This is a genomic window from Paenibacillus sp. FSL F4-0087 (genome assembly GCF_038020215.1).
Taxonomy (GTDB): Bacteria; Bacillota; Bacilli; order Paenibacillales; family Paenibacillaceae; genus Paenibacillus; species Paenibacillus taichungensis.
In genome coordinates this window covers 2,156,487-2,182,608 of the sequence record NZ_JBBODJ010000001.1, presented here as the reverse complement: position 1 = coordinate 2,182,608, position 26,122 = coordinate 2,156,487, and the positions used below count along the sequence as shown (strand labels likewise).

Here is a 26,122-nt window from a genome sequence, read left to right as displayed (position 1 = left end):
GGAAAGGAGTTACACCTACTTATTGGAAGCTTACTCTGATCAATGGTATTGGGATGAGATAGAGTGTATGCACACATATGATGCGACGTGGGCACTCCAGTCGTTATCTTCGTTAGAAGAGCTTCTTCATATCGAAATGAGACGTTATGGAGGTGTACTTAATGCTTCTGACGTGGAACGAATGATATTGCATTCCGTGGGTCGATTCAATGCCTACGTCATTGCGCTTGCACGTCTGGCCGTTCCTCACGTTGTGAATTTGAAAGAGATGGAACACATCGACCGTGCAGATCAGTTTCAGATCAGGGTAGGTGAATATAAGGACTGGAGTGAACCCGTGTATATCAGGGACTATGGGTACAGGGACACGCAGAATATCCGCAAGAAATTATCAGTAGCGGAAGGGCTGGAATGTGCTTATGGAGACTATACTTCACTATCTTTGGCAGAGGGATTATACGACCACGTTGATATCAGATATTCCGATTTCAGTCATGCCGATCTGAACAAGAGTAACTTAAGAGGTGCTGTGATGATTGGGACCAAATGGGAACAGAGTGATCTGAGTGGAGCTGACCTCAGAGGGGCGTTACTTATGGATGCTGTGTTCCGGGAATGCAGTCTGCGTGGAGCCAACCTGTCTGATGTCAGTGACGGAGCAAGTATGGAATTCCAGGAAGGTGTTCTTGGTCTTCAGGGAATCTGTTTTGCCGGAGCCAATCTGGAAGGCGCCGACCTCAGGGGAGCACAGTTATTCCATGCTGATTTTCAGGGGGCTAGGCTGAGTCAGGCACAGATATGGATTCATGACCGTGAACGGTATACACATGTTTTGAATGAAGAGCAGATTGAATCGATACGCTGGGTTGTATCCCATGAGGAAGAGGAGGAGCTATGGTCCCACGATTTTATGAACTGACCGAAGATTATCGGATATTGAATCCGTTCAGGCCTCCCATATTACAAAAAAGTTTTGATGAGTTGCCCATTTCATCTGTCATGATGATTGAACGCAGACTGAATGAAGAGCCGACCGATTGGATAAGTAGGCCTTCATATTTTGTTAGTGATCGCATGAAGCGGCTGATGGAATTGGTCGATGAAGCAATGTTGTTCAAATCCGTCACCTTCATCGATCAGGGGAGTGGGGAACAGTTGAGCTACTGGGCGAGTCATATCCCTGCTGTGCTGGCTTCGTCTGACCATAGCCTGTTTTATCCGAATGGTTCAATACAGCAGCTTGTATTGCAGGGTGAGGCGGTTAAAGATCAACGCATATTTACATTGGAGGGTGTAAGAGGGAGTGGTGTAATCGTGCGTTTTGATGTAGCAGAGAGCATGCTTCGCAGAGGGTTAAGTGGCTTTGTTTTACGAAAGGTGGATCTGGAATGAACCGATATGGTGATGAGATGCTGCTGAAAATGGATCGGGATTTGCGTTTGGCAAAGCGCATTCAGGAAGCTGAAGCGGCAAGTGGGGAGCTGATGACGCAGGAAGAGGTTACATACGGAGTGCGCCAGGGTCTGATCGAGACCGAAGCAGATATCATCACGTTGAACAATCACCAAATCTGGGAGGGGATAATAACCCTTCCTTTACCGGATCATCTGGTCCAGGTTCCCCGAGGCAAACTACAGGAGGGCAGAAACAGCCATGGACGAGATGAGGTCATGTGGATTGATGAGCAAAAGGGTATCAGCTTAAGCCTATCTAGATCATCTCATCCATTGCACGTCAGCCAGATTGAGGGAATGGGCAGGATCATCACAGATCAGATGCGAATGCTCAAAAAGGATGCGCAATGGTTACATGAGGAGACGGTACAAGGAGATAGGCTGATTGTCTTCTATGGAGAATCCATTCAGCCCTCAACCTTGGGGATGGCTTACGATATTGTGATCGTTACATCGGTAAAAGGAAGAGCGGTCACAGGGAATGTCCGTTTTCCGGTTGAACAGCTTCATCTATGGCGACTTCTAACAAGGGCGATATTCACATGTTCCCAGATGAGTGAAAACAGAAATGAACCAATCGATTATTAACATAGGAGGAAATTAGAATGCTGCTACCCATGCTGTTCAAAGCTTTGATGTCAGGAGGTTTCGGTGGTGAATTTACCTATGTGGTCAGAGGTGCCGAGATTTCCTGTAGTCAGGGATCAGATCCGGGTGTGCTGAACCTGCCTCTTTCCCACGGCATCTATATCAAGGAACAGCCTGTATTAAACATTGCGGACGTGATTCCATTGGCTAACGTTGGACGATGCGGGTTTTGCAAAATGGACGGAGCATTGTGTGAACCGGATACGTTCTTCAACAAATGGAGCCAGGGCAAGGAGGACGTGCTGGTGGAAGGTGAGGCCGCTCTGCTCAGTCGATCAGAACTGATATGCCGAAAAGGCGGGATTATCAAGATTGAGGTCGATGGTCAGTTGTAAGATGCAGAAGGATAAGAAAGGGGGAACACTGTGCAGACCTTGGAAAAATCAACGCTAACCTATGGGGATATCCATGTCCATTGGCCGTATGGCAAGATACGCCTGGATAAGCTGGAATTGATCCAGCAAGCAGGGGCACATGGTCGGTTATCCTTCAGTGGATGGGTAGATGAAGAATGGGAAGAAACCATTATCCAGAAAGCTGGGAGTCACGATCGAGTCGGATTCATCCGGATGGATGAATCCGGAAGGGAGTTGCCCCTGTTCAAGGGACAACTCCATGAGATCAAAGTCGAAGCCACCAGGGGGATCGTATATGTGATGGCTGTAGTCATCTCACATACCTATGAACTGGATGCCTTACAGAGAACGAAATCCTATCAGAACGAGAATCTGCGTTATTTGGACATTGTTAATCGTGTTATGAAGGGTTATCCTGAAGGAGACTATATTGATTTTGCCTTTGATGAGACGAAGATGGGCGCTTTTATCATGCAATACCAGGAGACTGATTGGAGCTTTCTGAAACGGCTCGCTTCTCATCTGGGAGCAGATCTGGTGCCGGATGTGACTGCACACAAGCCCAGGTTCTGGATTGGTTATCCCGAAGGCAGAGGGGCATTTGAGCTGAAAGCCATCCCTTTCGAGAAGAGTCGTAATATTGAGCGTTTTTTACATACCGAAGCCCAGGGAAAACATTCGGTAACCGAGGCGGAGTATACAACGTATACCTTCGATCTGGGGCAGGAGCTTCAATTGGGGGATGAAGTATCCTCTGATGGACGTATCTACAACATAACCTCTCGCCAGGCGATGCTGGAACGGAGCTTGCTACAGTGGAAGTATACATGTGCATTGCCAGCATCGCATCCAATGCCCAGACAGCTTCAAACGATGATCACTGGTGCGGCTATCGAAGGGAAAATCATTGATGTGAAACGTAACCAGGTGAAGGTTCATCTGGATATGGATGAGGGTCAGCAGGCTGGGGAGGCACGCTGGTTCCCGTATGCTGCGGAAGGCAGTCAAGTATGGTACATGATGCCCGAACCCGGCGCGAAGGTGAAACTGTATTTCCCAAGTGCGGAAGAAGACGAAGCCATGGTGATGCAGTCGGTTCGTCAGGAACCGACGGAAGCGGGACATGTGGAGAAGAGCGGAAAAGTGATGCAAGACCCGGGTGTAAAGTCTTTCGGTAACCCGCAGGGAAAATCGTTCACCCTTGGCGACAGCGAACTTGTCATGAACGCCCAAGAGGGCGCCTTGTATATCTCGATGGCTGCGGGTAACGGGGTTACCTTGAATAGCACAACCCACGTGCAGATCCAATGCATGGGTGAACTGAACATCAGCGGAGCTAGCGTCAGTCTGGAGGGTACAGAAGGTCTGTATATTCAGACGATGACAGATCATGTGGAGCTCGTAGAAGAGGTTAATGGAAAGAGTGAGAATGTAGTCCTGGAAGCCGAGATCCATCGGTCCTTTGACATGATTCAGTCAGCGTTCGACCAGAGTCTGGCCAGTATGGGAGAGAGCGCGCTGAAGGAAGCGCGGCTGAAACGAAACTGGGAAGCACGTGAAAAGGGCAAATTGGACGGTGTGATCGAAGAGGGGAAAAGCCTGCTCAGTATGGTCGGTGATGTGGCTGACCTTGCATTTACAGGGATCGTCGGGGGTGACAATGCCCAGGGATTATACAGCTGGGTAAAGGGAAAAGAAGTAGGGTCATTAACGGAGCGGAATGCCACGGTACAAGGAACGATTACGGGCGTAAATAACGTCATTGATTATACAGGAGACTTGGTCACGGGTCAGAAATCAGGGAAAGAGATCTGGCAGGATGTATCCAGTGCGGGAGAAGCGTATGCCAAGCCGTTCATGGACCTGAAAGGCGAAGACTACCGTACCATGCTGACCCTGACGGAACAGGAGAGCCACGACGCAGGGTTAAACGATGTTGGTGCTACGATGCGAGTCGTGGATACAGCGGGGGCCATATTTGGCGGGGCATCCTTGGTCAAAAATGGCGTCAAGGTGCTCAAGGGTGGTGGTAAGAAGTCTGGCCATGCAGATGGAGATGGAGCCAAGGGCGGCGTTCCGCATGGTCATGGAGATGGGCCAGATGGAACCCCAGGTGGTGCTATGAAGGATGGCAAGCTCAAGACCAATGCAGCATTAATGCCTTCATCTCTCGCAGAACTGGGAGAACGAATCAACCAGGCTATGGGTAAAATGACCGCAGGCGCAGCAGCCAGTGTTCCATGGCGAGTTCAGCGGGTGAGGCTGAGTAACGGCCAGACCGTGCCTATGATTGTGAAGAATGACAGTCATAGATTCTCGGATACAGGTGGGAATCATGGGAAAGGCAGTGATTCTGGGAGTTCGAAGGGATCGCCGAGCACATCTCATGTGGATTCGAGAGAGAGTAGTGCGCCATCGAAAGGAACCGTTTCTAAAGAATCGTCTAAGACGTCTCCAAACGTTACGCCGGTTAAGCCGAAGGATGCATCTAAACCTAAAGATGCTCCGTCATCGAAAGATGGAACTAAGGCAAGGGATGGGAAAACTGAGGGGACGGGTAATGTTCCAAATGTAAGTCATGGAAAAGTATTCCCAACAAGGGTAATTGATTTAGAAACAGAAGGTTTTATTATTGATAAAGTTAAAGTGTTAAGAAGTAAGCTTTCTAATAGGATTAAAGGTGATCTAAATTTTGCGTATGCGAAGGTAGAAATTGAAGGAATTGACAAGGGTGAATTTTATTCCCACAGTAGTTTGAACGGGGATAATAAGGAAAAGACCTATGCTGATTATTCATTAAAACCAACAAAACCAAAGTACGAGGCTACTGAAGCACCAGATAGGAGTGGTAATGTAAGATTAAGAGACAATGATACTGAGTATAAAATTCTCAATGATTTGGCATCTAGACTTGATAAATTGCCAGATCCATCAAAAGCTCGTGGAAAAATTAAATTATTTACCGAATTAGATACATGTGGAAGTTGTAGTAGAATTATAGAAAAATTTCACAAAGATTATCCCAATATTGATATTGAGGTAATCCATAATGGTGATAAGATAGTTGAGCCATAAGAAATTTATTGGGAGGACATAAAGTGAAACGAAATTATGAGGCTTTATTTGGAGCTTTTTATGAAAACTATTTTTATTTTAAAAGTGAGGGAATGAGTGGTCCTGAAGCCCTTGCTTGCACATGTGAGGCATACTTCGGTATGGATAAAAGAGGTGAAATGGAAAAAGCAGTATTGTCTATTGCGGAAGGGAGAATTCATTTAACACATTCGAAAATTTTTGTTAAATCGAAACAAAAGATAATTGATGCATTAAATTCTCTAGATTTAAATAAGTTACAACATGAAATAGCTCCAGATGATTATCAGGACATATTAGAACGAAGAGATATGGTGCTTGATGGAATTGAAAGTATACCTGTAGATTATAGTCCGAATACAAGATATTACTACTTTGAAATAGAAAAGGAAGTTAAAAATTTCTTTGGGATTGTATTCAATGAGAAGAAAGATGCAGTTGAGCTTGTTGAGGAAATAATGGAACGATTCGAGCGTGAATGTAGGAGTACATTAAGTGAAAAAATAGTTGTTAGAACAACACTTGCAGAACTACTTATCAGATATAGAATTAATGCTAAAGGCGAGTTTTTGAAAATAAAAAATGAATTAGAGCAATTCGATATGAATGATTTGGGGGAACAATTGTCGGAAAATGAAAAGTTGGATCTTTCTATGCGAATTAAGGAAGTCTTAACTAAACTTCAAAATTTATAGGATCAATTTGTTTTTTCAACGATCTGTATTTAGAATGATACAAACAACAACGCCACAATACGAGCTAAACGCTGGGTTGTGGTTTTTTATCCGCCTTTATTATCCAAACAATCCAATCATACAAGCGGCGACTGTTTAAAAGCCCCACCTAGTGCCGAATGAATCCATCATTCAACCAATAACACATATGATTGATACAAGAATTTAGATTGGGTTTACATCGTAATAGTAAGATTGTACAATACAACCAACAAACCAAACAATAAATAATTCAAACACTTGATTAACTTTCAAAGCTCTTTCCCACTTGAATCATGAGTAGGAATGAGCTTTTTTTGCATGCCCAAAATCTATAACGTCATCGATTATACGGGAGACTTGGTCACGGTTCAAAAATCAGGGGAAGAGATCTGGCAAGATGTATCAGGCGCGGGAAAAGCGTATGCCAAACCGTTCATGGATCTGAAAGGTGAAGACAATCGCACAATGCTGACCCTGACGGAACAAGAGAGTTACGACGCTGGGTTAAACGATGTTGGTGCTACGATGCGAGTCGTGGATACGGTAACGGCTGTAGCTGGTGGAGCATCCCTGGTCAAAAATGGTGCCAAAGTGCTCAAGGGTGGTGGCAGAAGTCTGGCCATGCAGATGGAGATGGAGCCAAGGGCGGTGTTCCGCATGGTAATGGAGATGGGCCAGATGGAACCTCAGGTGGTGCCATGAAGGATGGCAAGCTCAAGACCAATGCCGCATTAATGCCTTCATCCTTGCGGAACTGGGGGAACGAATCAACCAGGCTATGGGTAAAATGACCGCAGGCGCAGCAGCCAGTGTTCCATGGCGGGTTCAGCGGGTGAGGCTGAGCAACGGCCAGACCGTGCCTGTGATTGTGATTGTGAAGAATGACAGTCACATGTTCTCGGATACAGGTGGAAATCGTGGGAAAGGCAATGATTCTGGAAGTTCGAAGGGATCGCCGAACACATCCCATGTGGATTCGAAGAAGACAGGGAAGCCACAAAATGTGGAGTCTGGTTCTTCATCAACTTCACCGAAGGTTGGGGCATCCAAACCCCAAAATACATGGGTTCCCAAAGATAGTCCATCCGAAAGCACCAAGCCGAAGACTAGAAATCACCATGAATACGATGATCCACATCTGAATCAACAGAGTATATCCAAACTAAGCAGCTGATGAAGGGATCATTACACCCAACCAATGGACCGGGAAATTGGAATGTAAGAGTGGGGATCTGGATCATCTAACACAACGTGAGTTACAAGAAATTAATAAGCTGCTCATCGCTGGGAAAAATGTGGATGCAGATCGGATTATGACATTGCGCAATCAGCTTTGAAGCTTGCAGAAGATTATTCTGATAAAGTTAAGGGAAGTAACGGATGGGAGCTCAGTAAGGAATATCCTGCATCAAGGCAGGACTCCGAGAGCTAATCGAGAAGTATGGGATTAACATCAATTCCTCGGCAAACGGAGTCTTTCTTCCTCAGAAAGCAATGTCGGATTGGCCAGGGCAAGTAACGCATTTCCCGTTTAACAACATAGATAAAAAAGGGAATCCTATGTTCAGGCATGGTCAGGAGTATATTGAATATATAGGAGAAAATTTTAAAAAAATAGACAAGTTACCTCTCAAGTCAAGAAGGAGCGTATACTATCATTTCTAGAAGAAACAAGAGAAGGCCTGCTAACAGGTAAACTGGAGATTTTATATCAAGATTAATGGAATGAGGGGAATGTCGTTGAAAATATGGAAAATGACTAATGCAGTTGATACTAAAGAGCTCGATGTTGTCAAAGAAAGAGGTTTTATAGATAATATTGGTAGTGGCGTCTCTCTCATTAATCAATGGACAACACTAGAAATGAAGCATACTTATGGAGAAAATAATACTGATATTTACGAAATCACTAGTCAGCTAGCAGATATGGTTATCAACGCTCGGGCAATAGAAGTGTTAAAAGATTATCTAGAAAATAAGGTAGAACTTTTACCAGTAAAATATAATAACGAAAAACATTATGTAATGAATGTTATAAATATTCTGGATTGCATTGATAAAAACAGTTCTATTGCCGACAAGTACGGGGGATTTAAAAATTATGTTTTTATAGAAGAGGAAATTAACAACGAACATATATTCAAGACAATATCATACGATTATGAGCTAACGGAGCTCCCAATTATTTCGAGTTAAACGTTTGTTTCCGATGAGTTCAAACAACGCGTCGAAGAGGGAGGGTTACAGGGATTTCGCTTCCGCCTAGCTTGGTCAAGCGAACCCGAAGCATACGTAGAACGTAATCCACGGATTCGAGTAACGGATCGTCAGGATGCGGAGGCACATATCAGCACATTCTATGGACCTATTCAGCATATGATTCCAGCCGATTCGAACGATGCAGGCGACCCGGAAATTTATATAACTGAACCGACTGCTGCCGTACCATATCAAACGCTGGTTTCATTTGGGAACAGTTACTTCCGGGGGATGACGCCAGCTTCACTGGATACCGGATATGCGGAAATTGTAATGCATCTACCAGTGGATGCGCAGTTGAAGGAAAAGAACTGGGAGAATCGGCCGCTCGGCTGGGTCGTACCTATGATGAGGCACTTTGTGAAAGAGATCATGCAGAGTGGATATTTTATAGGGCAGTGGCTTGTTTGCCCTAACCAAAGTGAGGAGGATTTGGCGGACACGTATCGGGAAATGTTTAGTGAGACAGGAGTACCTGCGCATACACAAATCCTGCCATATGACAAAAGTACTCCCTATTGTGGAGTTATGATTGTCCCGCCGCTACCTCAATGCGCAGAAGCGTTAAACATGCCGTACCGGGATGAAGGTAAGGAGATGGAGGGCGAATGGCCGATCTATTTCCATACATTGCTGCCTTTGTACCGGGAGGAGATCATACACTTTTTTGAGAAAGGCCGCGACTCGCTCATCAGCAAGCTGATGGCCCATGGCGTTGAGGCGGTGTACCAATGGGATCGGCAAAATAGTTGTCTGTAGATAAATGAAATACTTGAAGGATATAGAATATGAAGCTTTTAAATAAAACAGATTGATCTCGGTCAAAGGGATCAATCTGTTTTTTGTTGAAAACTTTGGTGATAAGAACATATTTGAAAAATAGAAGTGCGTATATACACATTCAATTTGAGACTTTCTACATATTCAAAATATTCCATAAAATTCCGATTTAGATTTAGATTTAGATTTTGATAAAAGGGAGGGGGATAGCAAGCTTCATTCGGAATTTAACATTACATAGTGTAGTTGAGGAGTGAAAGTAATTTTGCATTACACAGAGCAAGAGACTTGTCCGGAATGTGCAAACAAGATGAAAGTGAATCCGGGGTACAGCACCTGGTGTGAGAAGTGTAATTGGAATGTTTATGAGGATGAAAGAGGACGAGGAACTGATAAGGGGGTAAACGGAACGGACGGGAATGGTAATGAACGATCATCAGACCGATTGTTAGAGGAGTTTAAGTATAACGTCAATCGGGAACTTCCCTTCACTAAACAGAGGTTTTACACCTATTTGGTTGCTCTAATCGTGCATCTGTCAACGTTATCCATTTTAGGCGTAGCAATCTTTTTCTTTTCAACCAATTCAACATGGCTGGGTATATTTGGTATTTTGTTGCTTTTCCTCTGGATCACAATTATATTGCCATACCGGAAGCGGCTTCCAGGCAGGGTGATCTCTAGAGACGATTTTCCAGAACTGTATGGAATGATTGACGAGATTGGGGAGCGCTTGAATGTTCCACCTGTGGATATGGTCATCATTAGTGAAGAATATAACGCATACAACCTGTATCTCAAAAGAAAAAAGAGAGCACTTGTCCTGGGCATTCCCTTTTTTGCAGCTTTAACGTTACAGGAGAAGATAGCCGCCATCAGTCACCATATGAGTCAATTTGCACATCCGAACATTTCCAACAGCTCATTGGTCGAGAGAGCCATGCATGTACTGAATTCTTGGATTGACACCGTTGATCCACAAGATAGCGGCCTGTTATATTGGGTGGTGTTTCCACTTATAATACTACGTTTATTGTTATTTGCTGTTATAGGCGGTATCTATGTATTGTTAATCAAAAGCATGCGGAATGAGATGCAGCGAGTATTCTACATCGCAGATAATGAAGCATCGGAGACAGCTGGCAGTGAGGCAGTGTTATCTCTATTATTGAAGGCCGAGATGGAAGGTCTTTTTGCACAAACGGCTGAACAGGTTGCGGAATATCAATATAACAAAGAGCTGTATGAGGAGTTTAGAAAACGGATTTCTGCCGTTCCAACTCAGGAAATTCTTCGTATTCAGCGGATACAGGAAATGAATGATACTCAAAACCGTAGCTACCATCCTCCAATGAAGAATCGCATCGAATTGATACGTGAGCACTGGGCGATGATTCCTGCGTATCGGCCGGATGCTGCTAAAGAACGAAGAATCAATGAGGAGTTTCGACAGCTGGAACAGCGTTCCCAGAAAATTCTTCTTAACGATCTAAGGGATGCAAGCTAACCCTCTGTATTCTCAATTGCATATAGTATAGAAAACAGGGCAGCACCAACCAATGATTGGTATGATGCGCCCTAGTTTTAAAGTGATTTATTGCGTTCAGAACTTAACGGTCGCCACGCTGAAAGTGTCTTCGTGGGTGGGTGATCTTGCCGATTTTATCGGTGTCATTCTCTTTAGGAACCAAGCGCTCGTCAGTACGACCTTCGTGATGGTTGTCAAAAGCGAATTCTGTCAGTTCCCATTCTGTCTTGCCCAGAACGGGATCGGCCGGGAAGTGTTGTCCCCGATGCAGATGTTCTTCTTGTCCAGCCTCATTGGTGTATATTCCGTCCACTTCCACCTTTTCATGTGAAAGGGGAAGCATTTCTTTATCTTTCTCAGCCATGAAACAACGCCTCCTTAGATCCCAGTAATTTAACTGTATGGGTTGTCCGTGATAATATCCCCCGAATAGTACAGTGTTATGCTGGATATATTAATTCCGTATAGAAGCAACGTATTTATAACATATGATTCGGAATTAAACTTTTTGGGCATAAAAACCGTTATAAATATTAGGTAAAATCGTCAAGTCGTAAGATACTTCCGAATATGCTACAATAAGATTATGATTCATTCCGAATCATATCGGGTATTTATAGTGTCAGGTACTTGCTTAAGCAAGGGTTCCCGACCTAAAGCTTGCTTTGAGCCGCGCACACAACTTCATGGATGGCATTTAAGACTTATTCGGCATTCTCTAAACGGAGCATTCACTTTCAACGTTTTGGGAGGGAATTACAATGGCAACGAAAGGTCACAATGAGGTCAAAGAAAGTTTGAGGGAAATGACTCGGATTTTCCGTCCTAAAGATCCAAAAAAATTCGTGAAGGAGTACGTGAGAAAATACCGGATTACGGGTGGATACGAGGAAGAATTGACTTCTGTGGTTGAGCATGAGCTTGTCAAGATGGATTCTTCCGTGTCCTGAAACACACACAACTCTGATTATACTGTTCCGATATGAATAGAACCGTCTTCCGGGCGTTAAGCTCCGGCAGACGGTTTTTTTTGTTTAGAAAATTGTATATATATTTTTCCAAAGCTGAACCAGCTCGTCCAAAAAATAAACTCAATAAGCCGGTAAGCTTTCCCTCTACTTTTGGGGGCTTTGTTTCGATCCTACTGCATATAAATGGAAGTACAGATATGGCAGGAAGGATGAATGCAAGTGGACCCTATTTTAAAAACAAAAGAAGAGATTGGCTACATGCGGGAAGCGGGGCGAATCCTGCGAAGCTGTCACGAGCATATTGAAAAGTGGCTGGCCCCCGGTGTAACGACAGGAGATATTGATGAACGGGTGGAGGCTTTTCTAGCTGAAAGAGGAGCTACACCTGAGCAAAAAGGGTACAAAGGTTATCCTTACGCTACATGCGCTTCAGTTAATGAGGTGGTTTGCCACGGCTTCCCTAATGACCGGAAACTGGCCGAAGGGGATGTGGTGACTATTGATATGGTGGTAAACAAAGACGGCTGGCTTGCCGATTCTGCATGGACGTATGGGATCGGTGAACAACGCAGGTCCATACGCAAACTAATGAATCGAACCGAAAGGGCGCTTCATAAGGCGATAGCACAGGCTGTGCCAGGAAATACGCTGGGGGATATCGGTAACGCGATTGAACGGACAGCAAGGCTGTATCGCTACGGGATTGTGAAGCCTCTGATTGGCCATGGAATCGGTCAATACATCCATGAACCCCCGAACGTCCTCCCTTACGGGAAACGCAGGACGGGCATGATGCTGACAGAAGGTATGGTCATCACCATTGAACCCATATTTACAAAAGGCAGTTCAGGGGCGGTTGTATGGGATGAGGATGGCTGGACGGTGAGAACAGTGGATGGAAGCTGGGGCGTCCAGTATGAGCATACGATTGCCATCACAAGTGATGGTCCTCTTATACTAACTGACGGTACTTAGACGCTGTATCTATGGAAAGCTGGTAAGAAAGTTGGTTAATGGTGGCCGGGATGTTCAATAGGTCAGGCTCCATGCCGTTTGGTTCTAAAAGGGAGCGGTATGGGGCTTTACTACGGCTTCCAGTAGTTGTAAAAGAGACAACCTACTGCATGCTTTTCTTTTTTGCATAATACTGCATGTTTTCAATGTGAGAAATATCGGCAAAAAAATCAATTTCATCACCGAAATTTGGCAAAAATTTTCAAAAGTAGAGAGTAATATTTTTAACTGAAATCGGTTACAAATCAAGTTGTGGTGCGGTTTTTTACATATAGTGAACAATTTGTGAACATGTGTCCAAAGATTGACAAAATCATACCCTCAACTTATATTTAATAAGTGATTGAACCATATAGAATGAATTGGAAGAATGCGCAGACATGCCCTTAGCAGGAAATGACGGGAGTGGTGGAAGCGTTATTTTTGTAAGCATTCTGTATGTCGGACAGGATTACGTGTATCGTGCTGAAATGAACTGATTTGAGTTTTATTCGGGCGACAACGGCAATCTACGAAAATGTTAAAAAAGTGGGGTAGATCAATGATGAAACAGTGGCAGGTTGCAAAGCGAATTCTCCCCTTGCTGGCGGTGTTCTCTTTGCTGCTATCCGCATGCGGGCGGGAAGACTTGTCGGTAATGAAACCTCAGGGTCCTGTGGCGCAAGGCCAATATGATCTGATGAAGCTGTCCATTACGATTATGATCGTGGTGCTCATCATTGTATTTGCTATTGCTGCGTATGTGTTGATCCGGTTTCGCAGACGAGCCGGGCAGAATGAAGTGCCCGAACAGGTTGAAGGTAATTTCAAGCTGGAAGTAATATGGACAGCCATTCCGTTGTTGCTTGTTATCGTTCTGGCAGTACCGACGGTAAAAACGATTTTTGCCCAAGGCGAAGATCTGTCCAACGACAAAAATGCAATTCAGGTCAAAGTCACCTCGCATCAGTACTGGTGGGAATTCACTTATCCTCAATATGACGTAACCACCGCTCAAGATCTCATCATCCCGACCGGAAAGAAAATCGCATTCGAATTGAAAACCGCTGACGTGCTTCACTCCTTCTGGGTGCCGTCACTTGCGGGTAAAATGGACACAAACCCGGATGGAACGCTTAACAAGTTCAGCTTCTCGGCGCCAAATGAAGGCGTTTACCGAGGGAAATGTGCTGAATTATGCGGCAGGTCACATGCCTTCATGGAATTCAAGGTAAAAGCGGTCAGCCAGGAATCCTTTGACAAATGGGTCAATGAAATGAAAGCTCCGGCGGTACTTCCGGAAGATACCCAATTGGCTGAGAAGTTCAAAACGAACTGCCTTTCTTGCCATGCAGTTGGGGATCAGGGCGGACCAGTTGCGCCTAACCTTACAGGTATCGGTGGCAAGCAATCCGTAGCAGGTATTCTGCTGAACCAGGGCGAAGGCCAGGAAGACGGTAATCCGGTGCTGGACAACATGAAAGAATGGCTCCATGATCCACAATCCGTGAAGCCAGGCAATACGATGCCTAATCCGAAAGACCTTGGACTCACAGATGAAGAAATCGACGGAATTGCCGAATATTTGGCCAACTACAAATTGGACTATGAATAGAACAGCAAGGACGAAGAAGGGGGTACACAACCTTGGCTCATGCTCATAGCGTCAAGCGGTATAGGGGCTTGATGGACTGGATTACCACCGTCGATCACAAAAAAATCGCCGTGCTCTACTTAATTGCAGGTGGATTTTTCTTTGGAATCGGCGGCATTGAAGCCATTTTGATTCGGATTCAGCTCATGAAACCGATGAATGATTTTGTGTCGGCGCAGGTCTTCAACGAATTGATTACGATGCACGGAACAACAATGATATTCCTTGGTGTCATGCCTATTATTTTTGCCGTTATGAATGCCGTTGTGCCTTTGCAGATTGGGGCACGGGACGTTGCTTTCCCTTTTGTTAACGCGCTTGGTTTCTGGACGTTCCTGTTTGGCGGACTGCTCTTGAACCTGAGCTGGTTGATGGGAGGGGCACCGGATGCCGGCTGGACTTCGTATACGCCACTATCTGGCAGCGAGTACAGTGGCACGCACGGTGTGGACTTCTACACGATAGGTCTCCAGATCGCCGGTCTAGGGACACTCATCGGGGGCATTAACTTTCTCGCCACCATCATTACGATGCGTGCGCCGGGAATGTCCTATATGCGGATGCCGATGTTTACCTGGACCACATTTATTACATCAGCCATCATTCTTTTTGCATTCCCTGCCATTACGGTAGGACTTGTACTGTTAACGTTTGACCGTATACTGGGGGCGAATTTCTTCGATGTTGCAGGTGGCGGTAACCCGGTACTCTGGCAGCATATCTTCTGGATCTTCGGGCACCCTGAAGTATACATTCTCATTTTGCCGGCATTTGGTATTATCTCAGAGGTTATTCCAACCTTTGCACGTAAAAGATTGTTCGGATACAGCTCCATGGTATTTGCAACTATCCTGATTGCCTTTCTGGGATTCATGGTATGGGCGCATCACATGTTTACGACAGGTCTGGGGACAGTCGCCAATGCATTGTTCTCGATCTCAACCATGCTGATTGCTGTACCAACAGGGATCAAAATATTTAACTGGCTCTTCACGATGTGGGGCGGACAGATCCGTTTTACAGCGGCAAACCTGTTTGCTGTTGGATTCGTTCCAACCTTCGTTATGGGCGGGGTAACGGGTGTCATGCTGGCCTCTGCGCCTGCGGATTTCCAGTTCCATGATACGTACTTTGTTGTAGCTCACTTCCATTACGTTATCGTTGGTGGATTGGTGCTAGGTTTGTTCTCGGGTCTACATTACTGGTGGCCGAAGATGTTCGGTCGTGTCCTGAGCGAAACGCTCGGGAAGTGGACGTTCTGGACGTTTATGATCGGTTTCCAACTAACGTTCTTTGTACAGCATTTCCTTGGTTTGATGGGGATGCAGCGCCGGATCGTTACATATTTGCCGAATCAGGATTTCGACCTGCTTAACCTGGTCAGTTCCGTTGGTGCATTCCTGATGGGTGTTGGGGTAATTATGTTCCTCGTGAACATCGTGATCACAACGAGAAAACCAGCAGACGCACCGAATGATCCGTGGGAAGATGGCCGTACGTTGGAATGGTCAATTCCATCTCCACCGCCGGAATACAACTTTAAGCAGACGCCTCTGGTACGTGGAATCGATGCGTATTGGAAGGAAAAGATGGCAGGACATACGGAGATGACACCGGCTGAACCTGTAGGTTCGATCCATATGCCGTCAGCGACGCCGCTACCGTTTGTTATGTCTGTCGGTATATTCATTGCCGGACTTGGTCTAATGTTCAGCAAAGATGATTTTGGCAATGCGTTTATGAACGGACTGTTCAACAATTACATTGTGGTCATTATTGGCCTTCTGATTACATTTGGTGCGATGGCACTGCGGTCACTCTACGATGACCATGGCTGGCATATTGAACCGGAGGATCAGGATGAGAAGGGGGTTAGAACATGACAACTTCACATGCCGAACCGGCAAACGGCAAATTGCCGCATGAGCCGGAGAAAGCAACGCTGGAAGGACGCAACAAGCTTGTCGGCTTCTGGTTGTTCCTTGGCGGCGAGACCGTATTGTTCGGAACCCTCTTCGCAACCTTTTTGGCCCTCCGTGGCCAAACGAATGATGGACCGACGGCGAATGAATTGTTCCATTTGCCACTCGTGGCTGCCGCAACCTTTATTCTCTTGGTCAGCAGTTTGACAAGTGTATTTGCCATCCAGGCTATGCATAAGGGCAAGCGCAATGCTCTTGCTCTCTGGCTTGGCATTACCGTTGTACTGGGTCTCGGATTCCTCGGTCTGGAAATCTACGAGTTCTATGAATATGTGAAACATAAAGAGTTCGGCATGACCACAAGTGCATTCAGCTCAGCGTTCTATACGCTGGTTGGGTTCCACGGAGCGCACGTTGCATTTGGTATTATGTGGATCGGGCTCATTATTGGGCAACTGTTCAGAAAAGGATTAACGGTCGTAACTGCACCTAAAGTATACGTCTCCGCAATGTACTGGCACTTTATTGACGTGGTCTGGGTGTTTATCTTTACGGTCGTGTACCTGCTCGGAAAGGTGGGGTAACACATGTCGGTACAGGATAAGAGTGATCAGCAGCCTGTGAAGCATCGTCACCGGGCGGAAGGTCCACAGAAACACGTCGTTGTTTTTATCTTCTCGATCGTCCTGACGCTAATTGCGTTCGCGGCTGCTGCCGCGGGAGGAGTTAATACGACCTTTACCATTATTATATTGGTGGTTATGGCGATCCTGCAGGTGTTTGTACAGCTCGGTTACTGGATGCACTTGAAGGATAAAGGGCATTTGATGCCGATTCTGTTCATGTGCTTCGGATTTTTCGTAGCTTTTACGTGCATCATTATGGCACTCTATTGGGTTTGGTGGTAAAAGAGATGGCGGCGGCGCAGTGTCGCCGTCTTTTCCCCTTTTAGGCGAACCAATCCTTCAATGGATTCAGGCAACAACCAAATCAGGTCACGGGGAGGTCTCCCGTATGCTCGGGTTGCAATATTTTAGTTTCAACGATTTATGGAGTCCACTTATTCTGGCGTTGTTCCTGCTCATTGCCGCAGCTTACCTGGTGCTCGTTGGTCCTTTCAGTGAGCGGATCAAGGAGGCAGATCAGGCCACAGTTCCACAGAAAATGATGTTTATCACAGGGCTTACGGTGTTGTATCTTGCACAAGCAGGGCCATTCAATCTGCTGGGTCATGTGATGTTCAGCTTCCATATGGTGAGTATGGCTCTGTCCTATCTGGTAGCGCCACCGTTACTGATGAAGGGATTGCCCCTTTGGGTATGGCGTGGGATCATCCGGTGGCTGCCGACACGGCAGTTATCTTTTTTGGCGCATCCAATCGTGGCGGCTGTGCTGTTTAACGGATTGTTCTCGTTATATCATCTACCCGTGGTACATGATTACGTAATGTTAAATTTTACGATTCACCGTTTGTATTACATTGTACTTTTCATTACTTCCATGCTGATGTGGTGGACGCTGCTCAATCCGTTGCCGGAAGGTAGACAAGCGTCGGGATTGTCCAAGATTGGATTTATTTTTCTGAACATGGTGCTTCTGACACCAGCTTGTGGACTGATTATTTTTGCCTCCGAACCGTTGTATGCGACCTACAGCAATCCTGCCGTATGGGCTGAGGCCATGCGGTATTGTGTATCTGGCGATTCTACGGCATTGCTGCGTTCGTTCGGTGGACCGGCGTTCTTCAACTTCCTGTCTTCTGCCAAGGAGGATCAGCAGGTGGGCGGTATTTTGATGAAATTCATACAGGAAGGCATCTTTGTTTCCATGCTCGCGTATGTTTTTTTCCAATGGTACCGCAAGGAAAAACGGGAAGATGATGATGATCCTTACCCTGTAGAGAAAACGGGAGGACCGCTTAATCCTGCAGCGAAATAACACAAGTTTTGTATGGACAAGAGGGGGAAACACACGATGGATATGTATTTTCTGCTACCCACGATCAGTACTTCTTTCATTGTGATTAGCGCGGTGCTGGTTGGAATTGGCTGGGTGCTAATTATCCGTGGCAAACGGGAGGCGCACCAAACCGCGATGATTGCAGGGGCCATTGCTGCCCTTCTGTTCTTTGTCATTTATATGTCTCGTACCATCTTTGTCGGGAATACGGCTTGGGGTGGGGACCCGGAGATGGAGATTTTCTATCGAATATTTCTGATCTTTCATATTATCCTTGCCACGGTGGCAGCGGTCTTCGGCATTTCCACTTTGGTGCTTGGGTTCAAAAAGAAATTCAAGACACATCGCCGCTGGGGAAGATTTACGTCCATGATCTGGTTTAGCAGTGCTATCACAGGCGTTATTGTATACGTTCTGTTGTACCTGCTGTATCCTGGTGGGCACACACGCCCGGTATGGGAAGTCATCCTGGGGGTTTAATGTGATGAATTAAATTCTTTGAAAATATGAAAATGGATGAATCCACCCGTGGATTCGTCCAAGCTTCCTCTCGCATTCATTCATAGAATGAGATCGAGAGGGGGAAAACAAATGAAAAAAACAGTCCATGTTAGTCAAACGTATCCACGTCTCACGGTGTATTCAGAAGAGGGTTATCGCGGAAGAAGCAGAGTATATCGTGGTAACACGGGTCTCCGTAATCTGGATAACATTCTGGGTGGGGTAGAGAGCCTGCGTTTCTTCTCGACAAGTTCGAATGCAACGTTGGTTGTGTTTACGAGACCTAACTTTCAAGGCGGATTCCGCGTCTTTCGTGGGAACACCAACTTGAGAGATTTGGATGATCTGATTCGTGGCAATGATGTGGAATCTTTGATTTCCACCAATCAACGGCTTACTTTGGCCGAAATTCGTGCGATTCGCAGTAATCGCAGCCTGCCAAGTGGCTACAACCTCGTTTAAGGATTAAACCTCTTCAGTATTCAGGTGCCGGAAAAAAGAAAGAGCTGTTTCGAATTGTGTTCGCACAATATCGGATACAGCTCTTTTTTTGATTTGAGGAGTCATCTTAATCTCCACCGCCGCCGCTGTCGCCACCACCACTATCTCCACCACTGTCGTTGCTGCTTCCGCTATCATTGCTGTGATGATGATTAGATTCCAAAAAAGAATCACCATCATGATGCTTATGATCGTGTGTGTGTTTGGAATGTTGAGTATAGGAGTCATCATTGGTGGTAATGACCGGGTACGCAGGAGATGAGTCGGTGTAACCGTTGTTACGCCGCACACGATGTCTGCCTTTTTTGGCAGAATGTCGTTTGGGTTCGTCGCGAACAATGAGCCAGATGACCACGATAAGGAAGAGGAGCACAAACCCGATCTCAACTAACCAATCCATAGGTGAATCAATCCTTTCTATCTATCTCTGCAGTATCTCTATAAGTTGAACGAATGATTTTACAATGAATCATTGTATGTTCAGAATCAAGTTTTATTTTATCGTAACACTGACCTGAATCCCATCCATTCTTCCTGATTCAGGAAAATAAGGGGTTGACGGGAATAGGAAGTGGTCTATATACTGTGTATAATGATATATACAGTAGATACAGTGAGCAAGGAGTTCCAATGACAAGATGGAAAGGCAGGCAATGATATGAGCGCATGGAAGCAGGCGTGGTGGTTGACCCGCAGTGAGATGAAAAAGGATAAGCTCCAATGGCTGTGGACTGCAATTTTTATGATATACACGGGTGGCATGAGTGGTGTGATGTTATTAGGACAACAGAAGACCGATTTCATTAATCCTGTTGTAGATACTTTCTTTTTGATCATGGTGCCATTTCAGGGATTCGTGTTCAGCAGACGATCTTTCCGTTACATACAGGAGGATTCCTATACACAGATGTTGGCCTACTATCGCAGACTTCCTATTCCAAACGAGACAGTGATGTGGTCGAGACTTCAGCAGTCTCTGATGGCGTTTACGTATAATGGTATCTTTTTCTATGGATCACTGTACGTTGTCGGGTTGCAAGAGGAAGGGTTCCGGTGGGATCAGTACCTGGCCTTTGGTATAACTTGTACAGGTTACGGACTTCTCATGACAGGTTTATATATTTACGGAGAGTTTTTGCACAGTGGTAAAAAATATTTGCTTCTCAGTTCGCTGTTCTTGCCGCTTACAATCATCATATCCTTGCTGATTCGAACGTCGGGCCGTTACGGTTTTTCGATTGTAATTGATATGAGTAAATCATGGGGGTTGCTCTCCCCGATTATGTGGGTGGCTTTGGTGGCTGGCATAGCAGGATTATGGCTTTTCAGTCGGTTGACGCTGAAGAAACTTTCCACTCGGGATTTGAGTTAACGGTATGAGGGATGAACGTAAAAATGAATATAGGATGAAACCGGCACGAACAGGTAACAGACTGGAGTGTACCGGAGGGCGAGGTGCAAGATGTGAAAATACCCATTCAAATTAATGAAAATAGCGCTGAACCTTTATACCACCAAATTGAAAATCAGTTAAGATCGTTAATTGTTACGGGTCAGTTGGGGGAGGGGACACATTTACCGTCCATTCGCGAATTCGCCGGATCACTGAATTGCAGTGTTATAACGGTTAGACGGGTCTATCAGGATCTGGAGAATGAAGGTCTGCTTCGTACGAAGCAGGGGACAGGTACATTTGTGGCCCAGGTAGAAGCCGGCGACAGAGAACATTATCGATTGAAGGCCGCACAGGAAGCGATGCAGGCAGCGGTGCAGTCCGGAAAATCGGTAGGATGTACGGAAGAAGAACTGGAGAGTCTGTTCCGGGAAGTCCTGAGGGCTGTTTACTCGAATTGAGGGAGTGATTCATACATGGAACCTATCGCAGTTCAGTTGAACGGCGTATCCAAAATGCGAAAACGCAGAGTTATTGGCCCGATCGATCTGACCATCCCGGAAGGGTATGTAGTTGCTATTCTCGGTCATAACGGTTCAGGTAAAAGCACACTTCTTAACATGTTACAACAAGTGGTACTGCCTGATGCAGGGCAGATTATATGGTTTGGGAAGGAACATGAGGGGCCTCTTCCCATTGAACTGAGACAACAGATCGGTTTTGTGGCTGACAACGCTGGGCTCGAAGAGAACCGGATTACTGCACAGGAAGCAGCTGATTTTCGGGCCTACTGGTACCCGCGTTGGGATATGAAGTTGTTCAACCAACTGATTCACGATATGGAAGTACCTGTTGATGTGAAGCTGAACAAGATGTCCAAGGGAGAACGACGGAAATTCGAAATCGCTGCTGCAATCGCAGCTCGCCCAAGACTATTGCTTTTGGATGAGCCTTCATCAGGACTGGATCCCTTTGCCTGGAAAGTGATGGTCGAGCAGTTCCGTACTTTCATGGCTGAGGGAGACACCACGATTCTGATTGCCACACATATTGCGGATGAAGTCAAAAGGCTCGCAGATTACATCGTATTGATGCACCGTGGTCAGTCCCTGGGGATGGCCGAGAAAGATATGGTGCTCGATCAGTGGAAAGAAGTCTGGTATGAAGGAGATTTACGACCAGAGAGTATCCCTGGGGTTGTGGAATCTTCTTCTGAAGAGAGAGGACTGGTTCGCGTCATTACTACCCGGGTTAGCGAAGCGCAGGAAAGGCTGGAGCTGGCAAATAACCGGGTATTGAAGATCCGTAACTTGGAATTGGATGAAGTCTTGGCATTCTGGATTGCCGGGTATGCACCCGTACAGTGGAAATAACCGAAGGGAGACGATAAATGATGAACCGATTGGAATTGAAGCAGGTTGTCAAGCAATACGCAGACAAAACGGCAGTCAATGGTGTGACGCTTAATGTGAAAGAAGGGGAGATTTACGGTCTGCTCGGAGCCAACGGTGCTGGTAAAACAACAACGATGCGTATGGTGCTTGGGCTGATCCACCCGGATGGCGGAAATATCCAGTACAACGGCAAACCTTATAGCACAGAATTGCAGCAGATTATGGGATATCTACCAGAAGAGCGCGGTTTGTACCCAAAGGTAAAGGTCAGTGAACAGATCAACTATCTGGCCCGTCTGCGTGGCATGAATGGAAAGGATGCGGATCAGAGCCTGAAGTATTGGTTGGATCGATTCGAAGTGCCGGAGTATTACGACAAAAAGATTGAGGAACTATCCAAAGGGAATCAGCAAAAGATGGGCTTTATTGCCGCAGTGGTGCACAGACCGCAAATTCTCATTTTGGATGAAGCCTTTAGCGGACTCGATCCGGTCAACGTGGAATTACTGAAATCCACGGTGAAGGAATTGCGTGACGAAGGCACAGCCATTTTGTTCTCGACACACCGCATGGAGCACGTTGAAGAATTATGTCGTCAGATCACAATTCTGCATCGCTCCAATACCGTTGTGCAAGGAGAGATTAAAGAGATCAAGAGCCGTTATCCACGTGAGCATGTATTCCTGAGCACCACAGGTAATGTGGGTGGTCTGGAACAGCTGCCGGGTGTGAAAAAGGTAGAGCAAAATGAGCGTGGATACCTGATCCATATTGGTCAGATGGAAGCAGCTCAGGAAATTCTGAGAGCAGCCATGGCTCAGACGACCGTTGAACATTTTGAAATCAAGGAACCAACGCTTAACCAAATCTTTATTCGTGAGGTAGGTGAGTCGAATGAATAAAATGGGGACAATTATCGGATTTACGTTCAAAAACAAAGTAAAAACGAAGTCTTTCATGGTAACGACTATTGTACTTGCACTTTTAATTACGATTGGACTCAATATTCCATATTTCATTACCTTATTTAATGGTGGTCCCATCGGTGGAGGCTCGAGCACGAATCCGGTGAATATCGGTCTGCTGAGTACGGGACAAACGGAGGTAGCCGAGAAGCTGGAGACATACTCCTCCGCACAAGGTAACCAGACGTATCGTTTTGTTAACGACGCGAGTAAAGATGAAGCGGCCCTCAAAGCCGATGTGGAGTCGGAGGTTTTGGATGGGTACCTGAAGTTTGAACCCGTTGCTGGGCAAGATTTCCCACAGCCGGTCTTATATTCAAGCGATGATATCTCCCCGCAGGTTATAGCACCCATTGAAGCTGCACTGCAAATTGTGAAGCTGGATGTGGTGGTGAAGGATACACTCACGGCGGAACAAAAACAGCTCATCAGTACGCCAGTAAAACTGACAGAGCAAAGCCTGGATTCTGGCCAAAGCGGAGCTGCTGCGGAGTCGGAAGGTACCATGAGTGGCATCAACTACATTGTGGTATACCTGCTGATTATCCTGTTGTTCACATCAACGATGATGACAGGTAATATGATTGCTTCCGAGATTACGGCCGAGAAGAGCTCTCGTATCATGGAGATTTTGATTACGAGTGTATCCCCGCTCAGTCAGATGTTTGGTAAAATCATCGGTATTTTCATGGTAGGTTTGCTTCAAATCGGTATTTTCGGTGCAGTAGTTGCCGGCAATATGCTGTTACCGCATAACCGCGATGTATTGAGCGATTTCAATATGAATCTGAGTGATGTGAACATAGCAGTCATTGTATATGGACTCATCTTCTACATTCTGGGTTACTTCCTGTATGCCGTGATGTTTGCGGCCATTGGTTCCATGGTGAGTCGGACAGAAGAACTGGGTCAAGCCGTGCTGCCAATTACGATGTTGTCCCTGGTTTCCTTCTATATCGCGATCTTCAGTATTGCTACACCGAACATCTTGTTGTTGAAAGTAGCAAGCTTCATTCCGTTCACATCGCCAACGGCAATTCTGGTACGAATTGGGGCAGGCGTTGCACCAACCTGGCAGATCTGGACGTCCCTGGCCATTCTCGTTGTATCAATTATGATCTTCGGCTGGCTGGCAGCGAAAATCTATCGTACAGGTGTGCTGATGTATGGTAAACGCCCAACGTTTAAGGAATTGTTCAAAGCGATGAAGGCTTATAAGATCTGATCCAATTGAATAGGAGCAGGTGAGGTGGTGCTGCACTAAAGAAAGTCGGTGTGGCACCCATCTCTAACTTCTCTTCTAGTGAACATATCTTTTCATTATTTCATTCTTAAAGGAGAATACATAATATGAAAAACTGGAAACGCATGCTCTTGTCTCTGACGATCTCGGTAGGTTTGCTCGCATCCGCAGTACCGGCTATGGCCTCTCCGCAAGAGACATCGGTAAAGGTAAATGACGAAACGGTTGAATACACGGTGGGTGCACCGATTAACAATAAAGGAACAACACTTGTGCCGCTGCGCTCCACGCTGGACGCAATGGACGTGAAGCTGACGACAGCAACCGATGATACAATTACAGCTGTCGTTAACGGCAAAACGATTACTTTGAAAAGCAAGCTTACACGCATTAATGGCGTAACGTACGCGCCGATTCGCATTGTCGGGGATGCCGCTGGTTATGAAGTTCGCTGGGATGCTGCTACACGCACAGTGCTGCTGGTTTCCAAAGGTGGCGAAACAGAAACTGTTCAAACCGGTGGACGTGGCTTCATGTGGGAAGTCGAAAGCAACGGCAACACCGTGTACCTGGTAGGTTCTATGCATATTGCGGATGAAAGCTTTTATCCATTGCGTAAGGAGTTTGAAGAAGCCTTTGCCGAGGCGGATTACCTAGGCGTAGAGATCGATATCAGCAAAGCGGCTGAAGAAGCGCAGCAGAAGATTGTTCTGGATCTGGGCTCGTATCAGGATGGCACAACACTGAAAGATCACATTTCCAGCGAGACGTATACTCAACTGGGCAATATTTTGAAGCAAAGTGGATTGGAGCCTAATGCACTGGATACCTTTAAGCCTTGGGTAGTAGAGAGCACATTAGCCAGTCTCAAGTCTATGAAAGCGGGCTATGAAGCTTCTGCGGGGGTTGATCTGTACTTCATACAGAAGGCAATTGAGCGCAAACTTCCGGTGATCGAGTTGGAAACCTATGAATCTCAATTGGGAATGTTCAATGACTTCTCTAAGGAGCTGCAAGAGAAAACGTTGAAAGCGACTTTGGACAATTTCGATGTGTTGGATGACAGCGTGAATCAAATGGCCGAAATGTGGAAGACAGGGAATGACGAGCAACTACTGGAGCTGACGAACAGCTTCTCTGATGATGAAGAATACAACAAAGCAATGCTGATCGACCGTAATGTTGGAATGGCTGATAAGATCGATGGTTACCTGAAAAACGGCAAGGGTGAAGAATACTTCATCGTGGTTGGTGCAGCGCACTACTTGGGCGATCATGGGATCGTGAAGTTGCTGAAAGATAAAGGATATACAGTGGTACGAAAATAAAAGAATTATAGCTTCTTATATGGGAGTCTGGTATTCTCCCCAGATGGTAGACAATAGTGGAAAAAAAGATGTATAAAATCCCCCTCAAGCACTGGATACTTGAGGGGGATTTTTGTATGCATGCGAAGAAGCAAGTAGTCATCCATACGTGAGTGAATGGAGGCTTGATATTAATTACGGTAAGAAACCCCCGTGCATTGATTTCCGTTTTTTTACTGGCAAATGTCGAATCAGGACTTTAGATTCAATCTCAGAAATGTCTATTTACAAATATTAGAAGAACAATTAAAATAAATGTAAGCGTTTTAAAAGTTAAAGCGCTTTAACTTTTAGGTGGAGGTGATTGTGTCTCACAAGTCCAATAATGAATCATGGTTTTTTCCTCAAGATGCTGCATTGAATTTTCGGCTTAAAGGTTATGTCATGGATCAAGACCCATTTGGATCTAAAAGGAGCGTAAATTT

Annotated in this window: 29 protein-coding genes; 27 read left to right on the top strand and 2 right to left on the bottom strand. The window is 45.7% G+C overall.

From position 1 onward, the window contains the following. The first annotated feature begins 67 nt into the window (after positions 1-67). The 12 genes from MHB84_RS10170 (at position 68) to MHB84_RS10120 (ending at position 10,813) form a co-directional block, all read left to right on the top strand. Positions 68-919 (top strand): pentapeptide repeat-containing protein, encoded by an 852-nt coding sequence (locus tag MHB84_RS10170; RefSeq protein WP_179087195.1) that lies wholly within the window; start codon positions 68-70, stop codon positions 917-919. Next, on the top strand, positions 895-1,392 hold the full coding sequence (locus MHB84_RS10165; RefSeq protein ID WP_076290550.1) for an imm11 family protein: 498 nt from the start codon (positions 895-897) through the stop codon (positions 1,390-1,392). Before MHB84_RS10170 ends, MHB84_RS10165 begins: the two co-directional genes overlap by 25 nt. Beyond that, complete coding sequence (locus tag MHB84_RS10160; protein ID WP_076290549.1) at positions 1,389-2,042, top strand: hypothetical protein; 654 nt, start codon at positions 1,389-1,391, stop codon at positions 2,040-2,042. Before MHB84_RS10165 ends, MHB84_RS10160 begins: the two co-directional genes overlap by 4 nt. 17 nt (positions 2,043-2,059) lie before the next feature. Beyond that, positions 2,060-2,437: a DUF4280 domain-containing protein gene (locus tag MHB84_RS10155; RefSeq protein WP_064642503.1), complete on the top strand. Its 378-nt coding sequence runs from the start codon at positions 2,060-2,062 to the stop codon at positions 2,435-2,437. A 30-nt stretch (positions 2,438-2,467) separates the two neighbouring features. After that, the gene (locus MHB84_RS10150; RefSeq protein ID WP_076290548.1) at positions 2,468-5,533 is read left to right on the top strand and encodes a deaminase domain-containing protein; all 3,066 of its coding nucleotides are present in this window, start codon (positions 2,468-2,470) and stop codon (positions 5,531-5,533) included. 23 nt (positions 5,534-5,556) lie between these two features. Further along, positions 5,557-6,246: an Imm3 family immunity protein gene (locus tag MHB84_RS10145; RefSeq protein WP_076290547.1), complete on the top strand. Its 690-nt coding sequence runs from the start codon at positions 5,557-5,559 to the stop codon at positions 6,244-6,246. Positions 6,247-6,585: 339 nt separating this feature from the next. Next, positions 6,586-6,969, top strand: a complete 384-nt coding sequence (locus MHB84_RS10140) for a hypothetical protein (protein WP_076290546.1) — start codon at positions 6,586-6,588, stop codon at positions 6,967-6,969. A gap of 76 nt (positions 6,970-7,045) precedes the next feature. Continuing rightward, positions 7,046-7,441 (top strand): hypothetical protein, encoded by a 396-nt coding sequence (locus tag MHB84_RS10135; protein ID WP_076290545.1) that lies wholly within the window; start codon positions 7,046-7,048, stop codon positions 7,439-7,441. A 224-nt stretch (positions 7,442-7,665) separates the two neighbouring features. Continuing rightward, entirely contained in the window at positions 7,666-7,932 is a 267-nt protein-coding gene (locus MHB84_RS31375; RefSeq protein WP_083679011.1) for an AHH domain-containing protein, read from the top strand. Positions 7,933-8,007: 75 nt separating this feature from the next. Continuing rightward, a complete protein-coding gene (locus tag MHB84_RS10130; protein ID WP_076290544.1) occupies positions 8,008-8,463 on the top strand; it encodes an imm11 family protein in 456 nt (151 codons plus the stop codon). A 180-nt stretch (positions 8,464-8,643) separates the two neighbouring features. Further along, positions 8,644-9,285, top strand: a complete 642-nt coding sequence (locus MHB84_RS10125) for a suppressor of fused domain protein (protein WP_076290543.1) — start codon at positions 8,644-8,646, stop codon at positions 9,283-9,285. Between the two features lie 274 nt (positions 9,286-9,559). Then, a complete protein-coding gene (locus tag MHB84_RS10120; protein WP_143764778.1) occupies positions 9,560-10,813 on the top strand; it encodes a M48 family metallopeptidase in 1,254 nt (417 codons plus the stop codon). 103 nt (positions 10,814-10,916) lie between these two features. Here MHB84_RS10120 and MHB84_RS10115 read toward each other — a convergent pair whose 3' ends face one another. Further along, positions 10,917-11,198, bottom strand: a complete 282-nt coding sequence (locus tag MHB84_RS10115) for a transposase (RefSeq protein WP_076290541.1) — start codon at positions 11,196-11,198, stop codon at positions 10,917-10,919. A gap of 397 nt (positions 11,199-11,595) precedes the next feature. On the opposite strand from MHB84_RS10115, the gene MHB84_RS10110 reads away from it, so the two are divergent. The 9 genes from MHB84_RS10110 (at position 11,596) to MHB84_RS10070 (ending at position 19,296) form a co-directional block, all read left to right on the top strand. Beyond that, the gene (locus MHB84_RS10110; protein ID WP_017690840.1) at positions 11,596-11,784 is read left to right on the top strand and encodes a hypothetical protein; all 189 of its coding nucleotides are present in this window, start codon (positions 11,596-11,598) and stop codon (positions 11,782-11,784) included. Positions 11,785-12,018: 234 nt separating this feature from the next. After that, complete coding sequence (map, locus tag MHB84_RS10105; protein ID WP_076290540.1) at positions 12,019-12,780, top strand: type I methionyl aminopeptidase; 762 nt, start codon at positions 12,019-12,021, stop codon at positions 12,778-12,780. Positions 12,781-13,360: 580 nt separating this feature from the next. After that, positions 13,361-14,413 carry a cytochrome c oxidase subunit II gene (gene coxB, locus MHB84_RS10100; protein WP_076290539.1) on the top strand — a complete coding sequence of 351 codons (1,053 nt, stop codon included), beginning with the start codon at positions 13,361-13,363 and terminating at the stop codon, positions 14,411-14,413. 71 nt (positions 14,414-14,484) lie between these two features. Further along, on the top strand, positions 14,485-16,335 hold the full coding sequence (ctaD, locus tag MHB84_RS10095) for a cytochrome c oxidase subunit I (RefSeq protein ID WP_373561767.1): 1,851 nt from the start codon (positions 14,485-14,487) through the stop codon (positions 16,333-16,335). After that, positions 16,332-16,958 (top strand): cytochrome (ubi)quinol oxidase subunit III, encoded by a 627-nt coding sequence (locus MHB84_RS10090; protein WP_076290537.1) that lies wholly within the window; start codon positions 16,332-16,334, stop codon positions 16,956-16,958. The genes ctaD and MHB84_RS10090 overlap by 4 nt, the downstream gene beginning before the upstream one ends. Before the next feature lie 3 nt (positions 16,959-16,961). After that, positions 16,962-17,282, top strand: a complete 321-nt coding sequence (locus MHB84_RS10085) for a cytochrome C oxidase subunit IV family protein (protein ID WP_076290536.1) — start codon at positions 16,962-16,964, stop codon at positions 17,280-17,282. A 106-nt stretch (positions 17,283-17,388) separates the two neighbouring features. After that, a complete protein-coding gene (gene ctaG, locus MHB84_RS10080) occupies positions 17,389-18,312 on the top strand; it encodes a cytochrome c oxidase assembly factor CtaG (RefSeq protein WP_076290535.1) in 924 nt (307 codons plus the stop codon). 36 nt (positions 18,313-18,348) lie between these two features. Next, positions 18,349-18,813, top strand: a complete 465-nt coding sequence (locus tag MHB84_RS10075; RefSeq protein WP_024632131.1) for a DUF420 domain-containing protein — start codon at positions 18,349-18,351, stop codon at positions 18,811-18,813. Positions 18,814-18,924: 111 nt separating this feature from the next. Continuing rightward, positions 18,925-19,296, top strand: a complete 372-nt coding sequence (locus MHB84_RS10070) for a hypothetical protein (RefSeq protein WP_076290534.1) — start codon at positions 18,925-18,927, stop codon at positions 19,294-19,296. 106 nt (positions 19,297-19,402) lie between these two features. Here the strand turns inward: MHB84_RS10070 and MHB84_RS10065 are convergent, their stop codons facing one another. Then, the gene (locus MHB84_RS10065) at positions 19,403-19,735 is read right to left on the bottom strand and encodes a hypothetical protein (RefSeq protein ID WP_076290533.1); all 333 of its coding nucleotides are present in this window, start codon (positions 19,733-19,735) and stop codon (positions 19,403-19,405) included. A 258-nt stretch (positions 19,736-19,993) separates the two neighbouring features. Between MHB84_RS10065 and MHB84_RS10060 the strand changes: the two genes are divergently transcribed. The 6 genes from MHB84_RS10060 (at position 19,994) to MHB84_RS10035 (ending at position 25,658) form a co-directional block, all read left to right on the top strand. Further along, positions 19,994-20,707, top strand: coding sequence for a hypothetical protein (locus MHB84_RS10060; RefSeq protein ID WP_076290532.1), 714 nt, complete (start codon positions 19,994-19,996; stop codon positions 20,705-20,707). A 92-nt stretch (positions 20,708-20,799) separates the two neighbouring features. Next, positions 20,800-21,189, top strand: coding sequence for a GntR family transcriptional regulator (locus MHB84_RS10055; RefSeq protein ID WP_076290740.1), 390 nt, complete (start codon positions 20,800-20,802; stop codon positions 21,187-21,189). Between the two features lie 15 nt (positions 21,190-21,204). Further along, positions 21,205-22,101 carry an ATP-binding cassette domain-containing protein gene (locus tag MHB84_RS10050; RefSeq protein ID WP_063567903.1) on the top strand — a complete coding sequence of 299 codons (897 nt, stop codon included), beginning with the start codon at positions 21,205-21,207 and terminating at the stop codon, positions 22,099-22,101. A gap of 20 nt (positions 22,102-22,121) precedes the next feature. After that, positions 22,122-23,024, top strand: a complete 903-nt coding sequence (locus MHB84_RS10045) for an ABC transporter ATP-binding protein (protein WP_024632126.1) — start codon at positions 22,122-22,124, stop codon at positions 23,022-23,024. After that, a complete protein-coding gene (locus tag MHB84_RS10040; RefSeq protein WP_076290531.1) occupies positions 23,017-24,312 on the top strand; it encodes an ABC transporter permease in 1,296 nt (431 codons plus the stop codon). Before MHB84_RS10045 ends, MHB84_RS10040 begins: the two co-directional genes overlap by 8 nt. A 125-nt stretch (positions 24,313-24,437) precedes the next feature. After that, the gene (locus tag MHB84_RS10035) at positions 24,438-25,658 is read left to right on the top strand and encodes a TraB/GumN family protein (RefSeq protein WP_076290530.1); all 1,221 of its coding nucleotides are present in this window, start codon (positions 24,438-24,440) and stop codon (positions 25,656-25,658) included. Positions 25,659-26,122: the final 464 nt, after the last annotated feature.

What these genes read in the sequence shown, in the direction of transcription:
- MHB84_RS10065 (WP_076290533.1), bottom strand. Translation starts at nt 19,735, where the DNA reads ATGGATTGGTTAGTTGAGATCGGGTTTGTGCTCCTCTTCCTTATCGTG.
- MHB84_RS10125 (WP_076290543.1), top strand. Translation starts at nt 8,644, where the DNA reads ATGATTCCAGCCGATTCGAACGATGCAGGCGACCCGGAAATTTATATA.
- MHB84_RS10050 (WP_063567903.1), top strand. Translation starts at nt 21,205, where the DNA reads ATGGAACCTATCGCAGTTCAGTTGAACGGCGTATCCAAAATGCGAAAA.
- MHB84_RS10035 (WP_076290530.1), top strand. Translation starts at nt 24,438, where the DNA reads ATGAAAAACTGGAAACGCATGCTCTTGTCTCTGACGATCTCGGTAGGT.
- MHB84_RS10045 (WP_024632126.1), top strand. Translation starts at nt 22,122, where the DNA reads ATGAACCGATTGGAATTGAAGCAGGTTGTCAAGCAATACGCAGACAAA.
- MHB84_RS10090 (WP_076290537.1), top strand. Translation starts at nt 16,332, where the DNA reads ATGACAACTTCACATGCCGAACCGGCAAACGGCAAATTGCCGCATGAG.
- MHB84_RS10115 (WP_076290541.1), bottom strand. Translation starts at nt 11,198, where the DNA reads ATGGCTGAGAAAGATAAAGAAATGCTTCCCCTTTCACATGAAAAGGTG.
- MHB84_RS10135 (WP_076290545.1), top strand. Translation starts at nt 7,046, where the DNA reads ATGGGTAAAATGACCGCAGGCGCAGCAGCCAGTGTTCCATGGCGGGTT.
- MHB84_RS10155 (WP_064642503.1), top strand. Translation starts at nt 2,060, where the DNA reads ATGCTGCTACCCATGCTGTTCAAAGCTTTGATGTCAGGAGGTTTCGGT.
- ctaD (WP_373561767.1), top strand. Translation starts at nt 14,485, where the DNA reads ATGGACTGGATTACCACCGTCGATCACAAAAAAATCGCCGTGCTCTAC.
- MHB84_RS10140 (WP_076290546.1), top strand. Translation starts at nt 6,586, where the DNA reads ATGCCCAAAATCTATAACGTCATCGATTATACGGGAGACTTGGTCACG.
- MHB84_RS10110 (WP_017690840.1), top strand. Translation starts at nt 11,596, where the DNA reads ATGGCAACGAAAGGTCACAATGAGGTCAAAGAAAGTTTGAGGGAAATG.
- coxB (WP_076290539.1), top strand. Translation starts at nt 13,361, where the DNA reads ATGATGAAACAGTGGCAGGTTGCAAAGCGAATTCTCCCCTTGCTGGCG.
- MHB84_RS10165 (WP_076290550.1), top strand. Translation starts at nt 895, where the DNA reads ATGGTCCCACGATTTTATGAACTGACCGAAGATTATCGGATATTGAAT.
- MHB84_RS10060 (WP_076290532.1), top strand. Translation starts at nt 19,994, where the DNA reads ATGAGCGCATGGAAGCAGGCGTGGTGGTTGACCCGCAGTGAGATGAAA.
- MHB84_RS10040 (WP_076290531.1), top strand. Translation starts at nt 23,017, where the DNA reads ATGAATAAAATGGGGACAATTATCGGATTTACGTTCAAAAACAAAGTA.
- MHB84_RS10085 (WP_076290536.1), top strand. Translation starts at nt 16,962, where the DNA reads ATGTCGGTACAGGATAAGAGTGATCAGCAGCCTGTGAAGCATCGTCAC.
- MHB84_RS10075 (WP_024632131.1), top strand. Translation starts at nt 18,349, where the DNA reads ATGGATATGTATTTTCTGCTACCCACGATCAGTACTTCTTTCATTGTG.
- ctaG (WP_076290535.1), top strand. Translation starts at nt 17,389, where the DNA reads ATGCTCGGGTTGCAATATTTTAGTTTCAACGATTTATGGAGTCCACTT.
- MHB84_RS10160 (WP_076290549.1), top strand. Translation starts at nt 1,389, where the DNA reads ATGAACCGATATGGTGATGAGATGCTGCTGAAAATGGATCGGGATTTG.
- map (WP_076290540.1), top strand. Translation starts at nt 12,019, where the DNA reads ATGCAAGTGGACCCTATTTTAAAAACAAAAGAAGAGATTGGCTACATG.
- MHB84_RS10070 (WP_076290534.1), top strand. Translation starts at nt 18,925, where the DNA reads ATGAAAAAAACAGTCCATGTTAGTCAAACGTATCCACGTCTCACGGTG.
- MHB84_RS10170 (WP_179087195.1), top strand. Translation starts at nt 68, where the DNA reads ATGCACACATATGATGCGACGTGGGCACTCCAGTCGTTATCTTCGTTA.